The organism is Paenibacillus woosongensis (assembly GCF_009725165.1).
Classification (GTDB): Bacteria; Bacillota; Bacilli; order Paenibacillales; family Paenibacillaceae; genus Fontibacillus; species Fontibacillus woosongensis.
Genome location: NZ_WNZW01000001.1, coordinates 950,107 through 965,690, shown reverse-complemented (window position 1 = coordinate 965,690; position 15,584 = coordinate 950,107). Strand labels below are relative to the sequence as shown.

Below are 15,584 nucleotides of genomic sequence, written 5' to 3'. Positions count from 1 at the left end.
GACGAATGATACTCATTAAGGAAGAGGGGTCTAGACGATGAACAAGCTGAAGAAAATGCTGGGGATTATGCTTGTATTCACTCTGGTAACTGTACTGGCTGCAGCGTGCGGCAAGGGTGATAATTCGGCCGCCGGGGAGAATGGCGCCAAAGGCGAAGGAGCTTCTGGCGGAGCCAAGGAAATTTATTTCCTGAACTTCAAGCCGGAGATTGCGGAAGTATACGAGAAGATCGCGAAGGATTATGAAGCGGAAACAGGGGTTAAGGTCAAAGTTGTTACGGCAGCAAGCGGTACTTATGAAACAAAATTGAAATCGGAAATTTCCAAGAAGGATGCTCCGACGATTTTCCAAATCAACGGACCTGTTGGCTATCAAGCATGGAAGGATTACACACTGGACTTGAAAGATTCGAAGCTTTATAGCTACTTGTCCGATCCAAGCCTCGCGGTGACAAGTGAAGGCGGCGTATACGGCATCCCTTACGTCGTGGAAGGCTACGGCATTATTTATAATGATGCGATCATGCAGAAATACTTTGCACTGCCGGATAAAGCGGTCTCTATTTCGTCCGCGTCCGAAATCAACAACTTTAGTACTTTGAAAGCGGTTGTCGAGGACATGACGGCGAAGAAGGATCAGCTTGGCATCAAAGGCGTATTCGCATCTACTTCGCTTGGCGCTGGTGAGCAATGGAGATGGCAGACGCACTTGGCCAACCTGCCGCTGTACTATGAATTCAATGATAATACGGAGTTCGACAACACTGTGTTGGCCGGTCTGGCAGCGAATGAAGTACAGTTCAAATATGCGGACAACTTCAAGAATATCTTTGACCTGTATACGAACAATTCCGTGACGAAGGGGGCGCTGCTGGGAGGTAAGTCCGTAGCTGACTCTATGGCTGAATTTGCACTGGGACAAGCGGCGATGGTTCAGAACGGGAACTGGGCTTGGGGCCAAATCAACGAAGTAGGCGGCAACGTGGTTAAAGCGGAGGATATCAAATTCCTGCCGATCTACACCGGAGTTAGCGGCGAAGAGAAGCAAGGTCTGGCCATCGGTACAGAGAACTACCTTGCGATCAACAGCAAAGTGTCGCCTGAGAAGCAGCAGGCTTCGATCGATTTCCTGGAATGGCTGTTCACTAGTGATAAGGGAAAAGCTTATGTAACGCAGGAGCTGGGCTTTATCGCACCGTTCAATACGTTTAATGAAAACGAGAAGCCGGCTGACCCGCTGGCCAAAGAAGTGATGTCCTGGATGGAGAAGGATGTGACCTCTGTTCCTTGGACGTTCGCGGCGTTCCCGAGCGAGGAGTTCAAGAATCAGTTCGGAGATGCTTTGCTGCAATACGTTCAAGGCAACCAATCCTGGGATGAAGTTGTGAAGGTGTTCACGGAGAGCTGGGCAGCAGAAAAGGCAAAATAACGTCGGGTGTATGCGATGCCACTGGGTTACAAATAGAAGCCCAGTGGCATCAATCCCATTTCCATCCGATGATCGATAAGTGAACAGGCATTCCGTTATCATCATCATGTTGAATACTGAGATAGGAGAAGAAAACATGCAAAAGTCGATGAAAAAATATTTTGCCCTTTTTGCATTGCCTACGATCATCGCCTTTTCGGTAGCTTTTGTTCTGCCGTTCATATTAGGTGTATACCTCTCCTTCACGGAATTTACGACCGTGAACGATGCAAAGTGGGTAGGATTAAGCAATTACGTCAAAGCGTTCTCGAACCAGGACTTTTTGAATGCATTATGGTTTACGTTGAAATTTACTGTAGTTTCGGTACTGACGATCAATGTGTTCGCCTTCATTCTTGCTATGCTGCTCACCCGCGGAAAGAAAGGGACGAACCTGTTCCGCACGGTGTTCTTCATGCCGAATCTGATCGGCGGGATCGTGCTCGGTTACATCTGGCAGCTGATCATTAACGGCGTGCTGTATAATTTTGACCTTACCCTGACGTTTGACCCGAAATACGGCTTCTGGGGACTCGTCGTGCTGATGAACTGGCAGCTGATCGGTTATATGATGATTATTTACGTCGCGGGTATACAGAACGTGCCTAAAGATGTCATTGAGGTGGCGAAGATCGACGGCGCCTCCCGGTTTCAGGTACTGCGCAATGTGACGCTGCCGCTCGTTATGCCATCGATTACAATTTGTCTGTTCCTGACCTTGTCGAACTCTTTCAAGCTGTTTGACCAGAACCTGGCTCTCACAGCTGGCGCGCCGGCGAAGCAGACGGCGATGCTGGCATTGGATATTTACAACACCTTCTATGGTAAGACGGGTTGGGAAGGCGTAGGCCAGGCCAAAGCGGTCGTATTCTTCGTCCTGGTGGCCTTGATTGCGCTCGTTCAACTGCTGATTACTAGAAGGAAGGAGGTTGAGAGCTGATGCAAAAGACAAACAAAGGAGCAGATACGCTCATCTTTCTGATTTTGTTCCTATTGGCGGTTGCCTTCATTTCTCCGATCCTGATCGTATTAATGAACTCATTTAAAGGAAAGTTCTTTATTAGCGATACCCCGTTTTTGCTGCCCAATAGGGAGACGTTTTCCGGGCTCAGCAACTATACGAGCGGGATCGCCAAGACGGATTTCATATCGGCGTTTGGCATGTCGCTGTTCATCACCGTATTTTCCGTAGCCGTTATTGTCCTATTTACGTCCATGACCGCTTGGTATATTACGAGAGTCAAGACGAAATTCAATCAATTACTGTATTACATTTTTGTATTCTCCATGATCGTGCCGTTCCAGATGGTGATGTTTACAATGACGAAGACGGCCAACGTTCTGAACCTCGACAATCCGGTCGGCATCATTCTCATTTATCTCGGCTTTGGCTCGGGATTGTCCGTCTTCCTGTTCAGCGGGTTCGTGAAGTCGATCCCGATCGAAATCGAAGAAGCGGTTATGATTGACGGCTGCAACCCCGCACAGTCCTTCTTCAAGGTTGTGCTGCCGATCCTTAAGCCGATTGCGATCACGGTCGCCATTCTGAACGTCATGTGGGTATGGAACGACTACCTGCTCCCCGATCTCGTTATCGGAAGCGAGTACAAGACGATCCCGATTGCGATCCAGTACCTGAAAGGCGGATACGGCTCTATCGATATGGGCGCTATGATGGCCATGCTGGTGCTGGCGATCGTGCCGATCGTCATATTCTATCTGCTCTGTCAGAAGTATATTATAGAAGGCGTTGTTGCAGGGGCGGTCAAAGGCTGACGGCTGCTGTATTTTGGACGGAATCCGCCTTGTTTTCTGGAACTTTAACTGCTATTCTAATGAAATGTATCCAGTGTAGCGGTTTAGATTACGATGTAAGGGAAGAACAAATATGGCTTCTATTACAATTAAAGATATTGCCAAGATGTGCGGCGTCGGGGTAACTACGGTTTCCAGAGCGATCAACAACCACCCCGATATCAGTGAAGAGACCAAGGCGATGATCATGCAGGTCATCAAAGACAATCATTACGTGCCGAACAACAGCGCGAGAAATTTGAAGCGTTCGGTGTCCAAGACGATCGCGGTGCTGATCAAGGGGATCACCAACCCGTTCTTCAACCCGATGATTCAGGTGTTCGAGCGGGAAATTCAGCGGAAGAAATATTCCTTCATCCTGCAGCGCGTCGATGAGAAGCAGGATGAAATTGAAGTGGCGATCGAGCTGGAGAAGGAGAAGCGGCTGAAGGGTATCGTGTTCCTCGGCGGGTATTTCTCGCATTCCAAAGAGAAGCTGGATCAGTTAACCGTGCCGTTCGTGCTCAGTACGATCGGGATGACGGAAGAATTCGATCCTAACGATTACTCCTCCGTTTCGGTCGACGACGTCAAGGAGAGCTATAAAATCGTCGATTATTTATGCAATGAAGGACATCGCAAAATCGCGATCATTACCGCGCCAATGGATGACGTAAGTATTGGCAAGCTGAGATACGAAGGATACAAGAAAGCCTTGAAGCAGCACGGCATCGAATACAATGAGCGGCTGGTGCGCCCTATGCGGGAGGATATCGACAGCTACTCCATGGAGAACGGTTATGAGGTCACCAAGGAGCTGCTTCAGTCCGGTGAAGAGTTCACGGCGATTTACGCCGTATCCGACAGCCTCGCGATCGGGGCATGCAAAGCGATATTTGAAGCGGGCCTAAGCGTGCCTGAGGACTATTCTGTTGTAGGCTTTGACGGGCTGGATATTTCCTTCTATTATAATCCGTCGATCACGACCATCAAGCAGCCGACAGAGGAAATAGCGCAGGAGACGATTAAGATCTTATTTGATTTAATAGATAAAAAAATAACTCACGCCCATAAAACCTTCCCCGGCGAGCTGGTCATCCGGAATTCGACGAAACGTCTCAACTAGCGAAGCGGCTTGCTGCGCTAGCGGGCAGGCCTGTACAATCCGTGGAATGTTAAGAGCCCTGTCTCCCTTGCCAAGGGAGAACAGGGCTCTATGTATGAGGGCGAACGGTACATCGTCATCAGCTATTGGCCCGGAACAGCCTTTTATCGAAGAATAAAATCACGACGAATAGGGCGATGGCGAGCAGCAGGACACAGGCTGGCAGGATGAAGGCAAGCAATGTCGCCGTATTTTGCATTTTGTAGTAGACGAGCATGCCGAAGGGCATCAATCCGCCGCCGATGATGCTGCACCATACGTGCAGCTTGGCCGTTCTGACCATGCTGATCTCTTTGAAGATATAGTAGAACATGCCGTAGGCAAACAAGGTCAGCCAGCCGACGACGAGAATATGGGCATGAGCGGGAGTCAGCGTGTAATCATATCGCCCAGCCATATCCGCACCGATCAAAGCGCCGATAAGAGAATAAATTGCCGCAATGCGGATTAACCATTTGCTGTATTTTACCATAACACACTCCCCAAACTTGAATATAAGAACCCCCTCAGTATAAAACGGGAATATGAACTCTATATGAACAAATTGTGTCGATGCAATTAGGAGGAGTTATTCGTCAAGGGAGCCGAAGCATGCTACAATAGCGGGGAATGGAAAGGAGTGAGATAGCAATGGCATTGGAAGTTGATGTACAGGCCACCCCGAATCCGAACGCCGTGAAGATCAGTGCGAACGAGACGCTGTTCGAAGGCACGCGCAGCATATCCTTGAAGAGCGGTGAGGCGACGGATCATCCGCTGGCCAGCGCACTTCTGGGCATCGAAGGCGTGGATAATATTTTTGGATTGAGAGATTTCGTAACGATTACGAAGAAGCCGGAGGCGGACTGGGATCCGATTCTGGAACAAGCGGAAGAAGCGTTCAAGAAGATTTACGGATAACAAAATGTTGGTTTGCGATAAGTCTGCGGTAAGCGATTATACGGATTTATTTTAGGCAAAAATGCGATGACGCTGTAAAAGAAAAAGGCGGTTCCTCAGGGGACCGCCTTTTTGTCTGGCTGTGTGTCACAAATCCGGCTCCTTTGCCGTCCCATGGGAAACAACACAAAGGAGATGGGAAGATGAACGAATTAACATGCCTGGTCGTAGGCGGGGGTTACGCAGGAATAAATGCGATTCACTCTATCCAGCAAGCATCTCAAAAAGCTGGTGAGACAAGGAAGATACGAATTGTTCTGATCGATAAGGAGCCCTATCATTTGCGGAAGGTGCTGCTCTTTAAGCCTGCTGCCCATCAGGAGGAGATCACGATTCCTTTTGCGCGCATGTTTTCGGATATCCAGGTTATTAGGGGAAGTGTCGGAAGGATCGAGCATGACCAGAAGCAAGTTCGCTATCGGGATGGCGAAGGCAAGGAGCATACGCTTGCGTACGATATTGCCGTAGTTACGGTTGGCAGCATCGTAAGGCGGCCTAAACCTGAACAGGGGGGGATCGCTCTAACAGAGCTGGAGGCGGCTGCGGCAATACGTCAGCAATGGCAGGAGAATATGCGCCAGGCTGCAGAGGCGACCGATCCCGTGGAGAAGCAGCGGCTGCTGACGACGGTGGTGGCCGGGGCTGGCATTAGCGGAATCGAAACATCGGCCGAGCTGGCCTGGTTCATGCGCCAGGAAGCCGGGGCCCTGCATATCGATCCCGAGATGATCAAGGTGTATTTGATCAATGCGCAGGCGAGGCTGTTCCCGGAGGGACCTCTCAAAGTGGGGCGCAGGCTGGAACACAAGCTTTATGATTATGGCGTAACCGTGATGCATGAAGTCAAGGCGCTTCAGGAAAAGGGAGGAATGGTGTCTCTATCTAGCGGTGAGGTTATCCCGGCGGGGTTATGCGTGTGGACGCTAGGCTTGCTGCCGAATCCAGCACTAGGGGAGATGGGGCTGCCGCTTACGGCTGACGGGCAGGTTATCGTAGATGCAAGCTACCGGGTGCAAGGCATGCCGGGGATGTACAGCATTGGGGACTGCGCGAGAATCGTCGATCCGGCAACCGGCCGCGCTGACACCATGACATGCAAAGAAGGAGGCGCACAGGCGTCCAGATTGGGAGCGATTGTGCTGGCGGACTTGAACGGCCGCCCGGCTCCACAGCATAAGGGTTATATGGACGCGTACTGCTTCGGCTTGGGAGGGGAGCGGGGGATGGTCTGGACGCGGCAATGGGGGCTGGATATGATAATTACAGGCAGGCTGGGTTGGAGGATTCGCCAATATACTTGGGATATCGCAAGCCTGTTGAAGCAACCCCAGCGGAAACCGTGAAAGGACGATGCCAATGCATGAGCTTTATGAAAAATACAGAAGACTGCTGTTTACTCTCGCCTACCAGTTGACCGGTTCGGCAGCGGATGCGGAGGATGCGGTGCAGGAAGTATTCTTGAAGGTCTATGCCATGAATACCGACCATATCGAGGAGCCCAAAGCTTATTTATGCAAAATGGTGACGAATCGCTGCCTGGATTTACTGCGGTCGTCCCGGAAACGGCGCGAGCGGTATGTTGGACCCTGGCTGCCCGAGCCTGTGCCAACGCCGGAAGAGGATGCGCTGCAAACGCTGATGCGCAATGAGCTCCTGTCGTACGCTATGCTCGTTCTACTGGAGCGGTTGTCTGCAGCAGAACGGGCTGTCTTCGTGCTTCGAGAGGCGCTCGGCTTCGATTATTTTGAAATCGCCGGACTGCTGGACAAGAGCGAAGTGAATTGCCGGAAGCTCATGAGCAGGGCCCGGGGGAAAATGGGGGCTGACGCTGCCGGAATCACGGACAGTAGGGAAGCGGCAGGCCAGCGCTGGGTTCAGGCCTTCTTGCAGGCGCTGGAGCAGGGGAATATGGATGTATTGTTAGCGATGCTTACCGAAGATGTCGTCGTACTCTCCGATGGAGGAGGCAAAGTAGCGGCAGCAGTCCGCCCGATCACATCGCGGGATCATGTCAGCCGTTTCCTGCTTGGTTTAATGCAGCAACTAGCCCAGCAAGGTGATGTTCGTCTTGAGCTGGCTTCGATAAACGGAGATACCGGCGTCATTGTTCGCTCGTCAGGCAGCATAGATACGATTGTACTGCTGCAAGTTGAGGAAGGGGCAGCCCGGCGCATCTATTTTATTAGAAATCCGGATAAGTTAACGCATATATAGCATAACGGGTTGACTTTAAATTTTACTATATGGTATATAAAAGAAAGAATTAGCACTCTGCGAACTTGAGTGCTAACAAGGTGAAGGATCTAAGTAGCTAGAAGCAAAGGAACGAAAGGAGATTATTGTTCATGGCAAAGAAGCAGTTTCAGGCGGAATCCAAAAGATTGCTGGAAATGATGATTAACTCCATTTATACACAAAGAGAAATTTTTCTAAGAGAGCTCATCTCCAACGCCAGCGATGCGATCGATAAAATATACTACAAGGCGCTGACCGACGACAATCTCGTGTTCAACCGCGAGGATTACTTCATTAAAATTACGCCGGACAAAGAGAATCGCACGCTGACGATTTCCGATACCGGGATCGGCATGACTGAGGAAGAGCTGGAGAACAACCTCGGGATTATTGCGAAGAGCGGCTCTTTGGCGTTCAAGAAAGAGAATGAAGCGAAAGACGGCCACAATATCATTGGCCAATTCGGGGTTGGCTTCTACTCGGCATTTATGGTAGCTGACGTGGTGACCGTGATCAGCAAGCCGTTTGGCAGCGACCAAGCCTTCAAATGGGAGTCCGAAGGGGCGGACGGCTACACGATCGTTCCGTTCGACAAGGCGACGCCAGGCACCGATATTATTCTTAAAATCAAAGAGAACACGGAAGAGGATCAATATGATGAGTTCCTGGAAGAGTACCGTCTAAGAGCGATCATCAAGAAGTACTCCGACTTCATCCGTTATCCGATTAAGATGGACGTTAGCGGACAACGTCCTAAAGAAGGCACTGAGAACGAGTTCGAGGAATACAAGGAAGAGCAAACGATCAACAGCATGGTGCCGATTTGGCGGAAAAATAAAAACGAGCTGACCGCAGAGGACTACGAGAACTTCTACCACGAGAAGCGCTACGGCTTCGACAAACCGCTGAAACATATCCATATTAGCGCGGACGGCGCAGTCGTGTACAATGCGATCCTGTTCATTCCGGAGAACACTCCGTTTGATTACTACACGAAGGAGTACGAGAAAGGACTGGAGCTGTATTCCAACGGCGTGCTGATCATGGACAAATGCGGCGACCTCTTGCCGGATTACTTCGGCTTTGTCAAAGGGATGGTCGATTCCGAGGATCTGTCGCTCAACATTTCCAGGGAACTGCTGCAGCATGACCGTCAACTCACGCTGATCGCCCGCAACATCAAGAACAAGATTAAGGGGCAGCTCCAAAGCATGCTGAAGGATGAAAGAGAGCAGTACGAGAAGTTCTACAATTCCTTCGGCCGCCAATTGAAATTTGGCGTGTACAACGACTATGGCATGCACAAAGAGGATCTCCAGGATCTGCTTATGTTCTACTCCTCCAAAGAGAAGAAGCTGGTTACGCTGGATGAATACGTCTCAAGAATGCCTGAGGATCAGAAATATATTTATTATGCTTCCGGCGAATCGATCGAACGGATCGAGAAGCTGCCGCAGACGGAGGTTGTCGCCGATAAAGGCTATGAAATCCTGTACCTCACCGACGATATCGACGAGTTCGCACTCAAGACGATTCTGAACTACAAGGAGAAGGAATTCAAATCGGTATCGAGCGGCGATCTCGGCATCGAGCCGGACGAGAAGGATCAGGATACAGACGAGAGCAGCAACAAAGAGCTGTTTGAGGCGATGCAGGGCATTCTGGGCGGCAAAGTGAAGAGTGTTAAAGCCTCGAAGCGGCTGAAATCCCACCCGGTCTGCTTGTCGGCCGAGGGAGACCTATCGATCGAGATGGAGAAAATATTGAAGGCGATGCCGAGCGGCCAGGACGTTCAGGCCGATAAAGTGCTGGAAATCAACGTGAACCACGAGGTGTTCCAATCGCTTAAGGCGGCGCATGAGAACGATAAGGAGAAGCTGAGCCTGTATACCAACCTGCTGTACAACCAGGCGCTGCTGATCGAAGGCCTGCCTGTGCAGGATCCGGTGGAATTTACGAATGACATCTGCAAAATCATGGTGTAATCCCTGATTTTACAATTGGATCAGCTTTAAGTTAAAATGACGGAAGGAGCTTTTGTTCTAAGCTCCTTTCGTCATTTTTGTTGCCATGTTCAAGGATGCATGAGCTTATACAGGAAAGAGGTTGCTATCAGATGATTCATTACATTCGGTTGCGTTAATGAGAGGTACAGAAGGATAATCCCGGGTTTTTAAGAATGAAGATGCCTGGGCTTATTTAGCTGTGCCTTTTTTCATTAACTCAATACGAATGAATGAGGTGCGATAGCATGTTAATATTTCATACCATACCTGCCGGAACAGTCATTTGTCCGGTGTGCTCGGTTACGCTAGAGTTGCAGGACAATAGTCTGATTTGCAAAAGCCGTCATTGCTTTGATATCGCAAAGCAGGGGTACGTCAATTTCCTGCTGCAAGCTCCGAAGGAGAAATACGACAAGCGATTGTTTCAATCGCGTGCTCGAGTTAGCCAGGCTGGGGTGTTTCGGGGGCTGACCGACCGCCTGGGCGAGATTGTCCAGAACGAGCTGGAGCGGCGGCAGGCGAGGCAGCAGGTAGAGCTGGTACAACAAAAAATGGTGCGGCGCAGCCTGGGTCAGAGTCCAGGAGAAAGGCAACGTACCACCGCTGCGATATTGGATGCAGGCTGCGGAGAAGGCTCCCATCTATCAGCGTTGGTGCGCCAGCTGGCGGGAACGACAGAGGGCAGGCTTGTCGCCGCAGGGATAGATATTTCAAAAGCTGGCATCCAAATGGCAGCTAAGGCCAATCCCGGAATGCTGTGGGGAGTTGCCGATCTTGCGAAATGTCCTTTTGCCAACGACTCCTTCGATATTATCCTGAACATCTTGTCCCCGGCGAATTACTCCGAGTTTCACCGTATGCTTGCGGATGATGGCTTGGTAATGAAGGTGATCCCGGGCACGGAGTATTTACAGGAAATACGGCGGGCGCTGCACAGCGAGACGGGGCGGCGGACGTATTCCAATGACAGGACGATTGAGCTGTTTCGCCGTCATTTTGAGCTTGTGGACATGCAGCAGGTAAAATACGAGCTTCTAATAGAGCAGAAGGATCTGGCGGATTTGCTGCAGATGACTCCGCTGGCCTGGCAGGCCGGTGAGGAGCAGCTTCGCCTGATGCAGGCGAAGGATAAGCAGCCCGTCATAACCTTCGATTTTGTCATTTTGATAGGCAAGAAGATATATAATAGATGATCCAACAAGTGGGATGCAGGCAAGGAAGAAAAATGCTTCTGTAGAAATTGAAAGATGTCTGGTAGAAAGCTGCTTCGGAAGCATAGCATGTGATCGCCTTAAAGCTGCTTCGAGAGTTTAGGCATCCGGTCGCCTTTGTGATCGGATTCCTACCTTTTACGAACCTATATAATCCAAGAAAACGGGGGGCAACAGGATCGGGGAAGATTTTGCGGAACTTGCCTCCATCATTGTAGCAGCAGCACTTGTCCCGCATCCATTTCAATAGTTGTTTACATTTTTAAATGGATTTATAGCAGTTAGTTTCTGCGCTAAGGAAGCGAAAGCAGATTTAAATGTATTTCATGTCATTAAAAGAAGGAAGAAGGCTATTTTGGGCATGATTCTTGATTTTAGATGCATAAAATCCATCTACCCCTCTGAAACATTTGTTTAGAGCATAATTAGATACATGATTTCCATTCAGTTTACGATACAGCTTAGTGGACACGCAGCTTATATAAAATGAACTAATAAGTGGGATTGCAATGTTTCAACTTATAATAGTGATAATATAAACGGATCGATTTGAGATGAAAGGGAACCACAACCTTGGCAACAATGCAGGGCTGTGGTTCTTTTGCCAATATGGATTCTATGCCACTATAGGGATAGGAGAGATAAAGATGTATCAGGATTTCAAATTAGTGGAGGGCCGGCCGGCCTACGTTCAAGTAAAGGATTACTTGAAGCGCATGATCATGAAAAGTGTTCTCCAGCCGCATCAGAAGCTTCCTTCAACCCGGGAGCTCAGCGAACTGATGAGCGTGAGCCGCAATACGATTATTTCGGCTTACCTCGGACTGGAGGAAGAAGGCCTGGTCTACACCGTGAAGGGGAAAGGGAGCTACATTGCCCAGAACACGGCTAGCGCGGCAGCACCTTCATGGCGGCTGGACTGGCCGGAGCGCATGAATGAACAAGCTCGGATGGCCGAGGCAATGGATCTGATGAAGCACGGCATACGCGCGGAGCGGGGCACGATTTCTTTTACGAGCATTGCCCCGAACGAGAAGCTGTTTGATCTCGGCAACGTCAAGCGGGCGTTCCTTGACCGGATGGCGGTGGAAGGAGAAGTTCTCCTCAACTACGGTTATGCCAAAGGCTATAAACCGCTGATTGATCTGCTGAAGCAATATATGGAGCAAAAAGGCGTGGACCTTGCCGGGAAGGACTTGCTCATTACAAATGGCTTCACGGAGGGCCTGGATTTGGTGCTTTCATCTTTGACGAAGCGCAGCGGCGCCGTTATATGTGAAAATCCGACCCATCATACAGCGATTAAAAATTTGCGGCTGCATGGGTACGAAATCACTGGCATCGGCATGGAAAGGGACGGCATCGATTTGGAGCAGCTGGAGCAGACCCTGCGGCAGCAATCCTTCGATTGCGCTTATTTGGTGCCTTCCTACCATAATCCGACGGGAATTGTTATGTCCCCCGAGAAACGGCTTGAGCTCATGAAGCTGCTGACCCGCTATCAGGTCCCCGTTATCGAGGACGGGTTCAATGAGGAACTTCGCTACTCTGGCTCCCATGTGTCTCCGCTGATCGCAGCGGTTGGCCAGGGCAATGGGGTGATTTATCTGGGCAGCTTCTCCAAGGTGCTGTTTCCCGGTCTCCGGGTAGGCTGGGTTCTAGCGGATCAGGAACTGATCTACTATCTGGAAAGCCTGAAGCGGGCACGCAGCATCCATACATCAACACTGGATCAATCGATACTGTATCAATATCTGCTCAATGGCAATCTGGATAAATATTTGCGCAAAGCCAGGACGGAATACAAACGAAAATACGAATGGACGAAGCAGTGCTGCGAAGCGTATTTGCCATATAACCAGCTGACGGGAGACGGAGGACTGCATCTGTTCGTATCTTTCGGCGAAGGTGCGGATACGAGACAATTGCTGGAGATTTGCAAGCAGCGGGGCGTCATATTTACGCCGGGGGATATTTTCCATACGGATGGCACTGGGCGGCATACGATGCGGCTGGGCTTCTCCCGCGTAAGTGACGAGGATATCGAAGAGGGAATAAGGATCATTGGTGAAGCGGCCAGGGAGGTGTTCGCTCAGACGTGATCCCGCCTCAATCCTGTAGGTTATGATTGATTCCCGCAGCGGGAAGTAAATGAATGGGACGGGAGTGGGCTGAAATGAGAAATGACTGGATTAACCCGGTGGTACAGGAGATACCTCCATCTGGAATCAGGGCGTTTGTGGGTGCGGCGGATGAGCATGTCATATCCCTCGCCGTAGGCGAGCCGGATTTTGTAACGCCAAGACCTGTGGTCGAGGCTTGCATCGCAGCGCTGAATCGGGGGACGACGGGATACACCCCGAATGCTGGGCTTATGGAGCTTCGGGAGGAAATCGCCGGCTATCTGCAGGCAAGATTCGGTTTAAGCTACAGCCCGGCGCATGAAATGTTCGTGACCGTAGGCAGCAGTGAGGCGGTCGATCTGGCGCTTCGTACCATCCTGATGCCGGGGGATGAGGTGATCGTACCGACGCCAAGCTACATCGCATATACGCCAATCGCCCAGCTGCATGGAGGCAAGGTTGTAGAGGTGCAGACCTCGGCAGAGGAAGAGTTCAAGCTGCGTGCCCGGGATCTCCGGCGACATCTCACACCCCGTTCCAAGGTGTTAATATTGAATTATCCCAACAATCCGACTGGGGCCGTCATGACGAGAGAAGATTTGGTGCCGATCGCCGAGCTGGCCGTCGCCCATGATCTCATCGTCATCTCGGATGAAATTTATGCAGAGCTAAGCTATGGGCGGAGCCATGTCAGCATCGCCTCGCTGCCTGGCATGAAGGAACGCACGCTCGTGATCAGCGGTTTCTCGAAAGCCTTCGCCATGACAGGCTGGCGGGTCGGTTATGTATGCGGCCCTGACGAACTAATCGCAGCCATGCTGAAAATTCATCAATACACGGCGATGTGCGCGCCAGTGATGGGACAGGTGGCAGCGATCGCATCCTTGCGCAGCGGTATGCAGGAGATGGAGGGAATGATCCGCTCCTACAATCAGCGCAGGCAGTGGTTCGTCTCGGCACTGCGGGATATTGGCCTTCCATGTCACGCGCCGGCGGGAGCCTTCTATGTGTTCCCGTCAATCGCCGGCACCGGCCTGAGCTCGCAGGAGTTCGCGCAGCGCCTGCTGCAGGAGGCGGGAGTAGCCGCCGTGCCCGGCCAGGTGTTCGGGGCGGGCGGAGAAGGCTATATCCGCTGCTCCTATGCCACGGGCATGTCCCAGCTGCAGGAGGCCGTGGAGCGGATAGAGCGCTTCGTGAGGCTGCCGCTGCGGCAATCGTCGTAGAAGCTTGATATAGCTTAAATCTAGCGCTCGCCTTCCGGCGGGCGTTGTTTGTGCTGGTCATTTTTTTGCTGCTGGTTTGTTATGTTCTGTATGTAGATCCAGTTGAAAGGTGAATCAACGGAATAAACAGGAAACGGATATGACATTTATCATGTTCAAGTACTGACGGATATATCTGTCTCATCTAGGCCGTATTTTTTATAATTAGAATACATCAAAGATTTCGGCGTTCCAGTCGTTAGATTAATAAATGGCGCGTCAGGCCCGGGGAGGAAAATGAAAGATGAACAAATCCAACCGTCTGTCAGATTTGAAGAAAAACGTAGCTCCTTACGAGGAGATTGACATGAAATCAAGTGTCCGCCAACTGATTAATACATTGCTGCCCCTAGCACTTCTATGGTATGGCGCTTATTTAAGCCTTTCGGTATCCTATTGGCTGACCTTGCCGATCACCATCATTGCTGGCGGTTTTCTAGTCCGAACCTTCATAATATTTCATGACTGCTGCCACCAGTCCTTTTTCAAGAGCCGGCTGGCTAATGAAATACTAGGGACGATTACGGGTGTTCTCACGCTGTGTCCTTATCAGCAATGGAAAAATACCCACTCGATCCACCACGCAACGAGCAGCAATCTCGATAAGCGCGGAGTTGGAGATATGTGGCTCCTTACGATCGATGAGTACATGGCTGCCTCGGCCTGGACGAAATTCGTCTATCGGATGTATCGCAATCCGTTTATGATGCTTGTTATCGGACCGATCTATATATTCCTTGTGGCTTATCGGTTTAACCGTAAAGATGCGCGGAGAAAAGAAAGAATTAGCACTTACGTGACCAATGTGTCGCTAGTCGGCTTGTATGCGTTATTAATATGGGCGATCGGCTGGCAGGCCTTCGTGCTGGTACAGCTGCCGATCTTCTTCATATCAGGTATGCTGGGCATTTGGTTATTCTATGTTCAGCATCAGTTCGAGCATTCTTACTTTGAGCATGATGAAGAATGGGAATATGTGAACGCAGCGGTAGAAGGAAGCTCCTATTACAAGCTGCCGAAAATTTTGCAATGGATTACTGGCAACATCGGGTTCCATCATGTTCATCATTTGAGCCCGAAAGTGCCGAACTACAATCTGGAAAAGGCCCATGAGGCTACGCCGCCCTTGCAGAAAGCCACGACGATCACGATCCGAACGAGTCTTCAATCGCTGCGTTTCCGTCTGTGGGACGAACGGAGCAAGACGTTTGTTTCTTTTAAGGAGCTTAGGGAGGTTCGGCGCAAACCTACTGCTACTGCTGGTCACAAACCTAGTCCGTTACCAAGCGTTCAAGCGAAATAAAGAAGAACAAGCCCTTATTTTGGATAGTAATGGGCTTGTTCTTTGTTTATACTAACTGCATAATGGGGTATTGAAAAA

13 protein-coding genes are annotated in these 15,584 nt (G+C 50.4%); 12 read left to right on the top strand and 1 reads right to left on the bottom strand.

Going from position 1 to position 15,584, the window contains the following annotated elements; genetic code table 11:
* Positions 1 to 37: 37 nt before the first annotated feature.
* From GNP95_RS04560 to GNP95_RS04545, 4 genes are all read left to right on the top strand, one after another.
* Complete coding sequence (locus GNP95_RS04560; RefSeq protein WP_155609663.1) at positions 38 to 1,429, top strand: ABC transporter substrate-binding protein; 1,392 nt, start codon at positions 38 to 40, stop codon at positions 1,427 to 1,429.
* Positions 1,430 to 1,565: 136 nt separating this feature from the next.
* Positions 1,566 to 2,408 (top strand): carbohydrate ABC transporter permease, encoded by an 843-nt coding sequence (locus tag GNP95_RS04555; RefSeq protein WP_155609662.1) that lies wholly within the window; start codon positions 1,566 to 1,568, stop codon positions 2,406 to 2,408.
* Positions 2,408 to 3,244, top strand: a complete 837-nt coding sequence (locus GNP95_RS04550) for a carbohydrate ABC transporter permease (protein WP_155609661.1) — start codon at positions 2,408 to 2,410, stop codon at positions 3,242 to 3,244. The genes GNP95_RS04555 and GNP95_RS04550 overlap by 1 nt, the downstream gene beginning before the upstream one ends.
* Before the next feature lie 112 nt (positions 3,245 to 3,356).
* Positions 3,357 to 4,388 carry a LacI family DNA-binding transcriptional regulator gene (locus GNP95_RS04545; protein WP_155609660.1) on the top strand — a complete coding sequence of 344 codons (1,032 nt, stop codon included), beginning with the start codon at positions 3,357 to 3,359 and terminating at the stop codon, positions 4,386 to 4,388.
* 118 nt (positions 4,389 to 4,506) lie between these two features.
* Here the strand turns inward: GNP95_RS04545 and GNP95_RS04540 are convergent, their stop codons facing one another.
* On the bottom strand, positions 4,507 to 4,899 hold the full coding sequence (locus tag GNP95_RS04540) for a hypothetical protein (protein ID WP_155609659.1): 393 nt from the start codon (positions 4,897 to 4,899) through the stop codon (positions 4,507 to 4,509).
* A 158-nt stretch (positions 4,900 to 5,057) separates the two neighbouring features.
* On the opposite strand from GNP95_RS04540, the gene GNP95_RS04535 reads away from it, so the two are divergent.
* From GNP95_RS04535 to desA, 8 genes are all read left to right on the top strand, one after another.
* Positions 5,058 to 5,327 (top strand): NifU N-terminal domain-containing protein, encoded by a 270-nt coding sequence (locus tag GNP95_RS04535; protein WP_155609658.1) that lies wholly within the window; start codon positions 5,058 to 5,060, stop codon positions 5,325 to 5,327.
* A gap of 182 nt (positions 5,328 to 5,509) precedes the next feature.
* On the top strand, positions 5,510 to 6,709 hold the full coding sequence (locus GNP95_RS04530; protein ID WP_155609657.1) for an NAD(P)/FAD-dependent oxidoreductase: 1,200 nt from the start codon (positions 5,510 to 5,512) through the stop codon (positions 6,707 to 6,709).
* A 13-nt stretch (positions 6,710 to 6,722) separates the two neighbouring features.
* Positions 6,723 to 7,580 (top strand): RNA polymerase sigma-70 factor, encoded by an 858-nt coding sequence (locus GNP95_RS04525; protein WP_155609656.1) that lies wholly within the window; start codon positions 6,723 to 6,725, stop codon positions 7,578 to 7,580.
* A gap of 131 nt (positions 7,581 to 7,711) precedes the next feature.
* Positions 7,712 to 9,586 carry a molecular chaperone HtpG gene (htpG, locus tag GNP95_RS04520; protein ID WP_155609655.1) on the top strand — a complete coding sequence of 625 codons (1,875 nt, stop codon included), beginning with the start codon at positions 7,712 to 7,714 and terminating at the stop codon, positions 9,584 to 9,586.
* A 266-nt stretch (positions 9,587 to 9,852) separates the two neighbouring features.
* Positions 9,853 to 10,800 carry a putative RNA methyltransferase gene (locus GNP95_RS04515; protein WP_196427059.1) on the top strand — a complete coding sequence of 316 codons (948 nt, stop codon included), beginning with the start codon at positions 9,853 to 9,855 and terminating at the stop codon, positions 10,798 to 10,800.
* Positions 10,801 to 11,465: 665 nt separating this feature from the next.
* Entirely contained in the window at positions 11,466 to 12,920 is a 1,455-nt protein-coding gene (locus tag GNP95_RS04510; RefSeq protein WP_155609653.1) for an aminotransferase-like domain-containing protein, read from the top strand.
* Positions 12,921 to 12,994: 74 nt separating this feature from the next.
* Positions 12,995 to 14,164, top strand: a complete 1,170-nt coding sequence (locus tag GNP95_RS04505) for an aminotransferase class I/II-fold pyridoxal phosphate-dependent enzyme (RefSeq protein WP_155609652.1) — start codon at positions 12,995 to 12,997, stop codon at positions 14,162 to 14,164.
* A 283-nt stretch (positions 14,165 to 14,447) separates the two neighbouring features.
* Positions 14,448 to 15,506: a Delta(5) desaturase DesA gene (gene desA, locus GNP95_RS04500; protein WP_155609651.1), complete on the top strand. Its 1,059-nt coding sequence runs from the start codon at positions 14,448 to 14,450 to the stop codon at positions 15,504 to 15,506.
* The last annotated feature ends 78 nt before the right edge of the window (positions 15,507 to 15,584 follow it).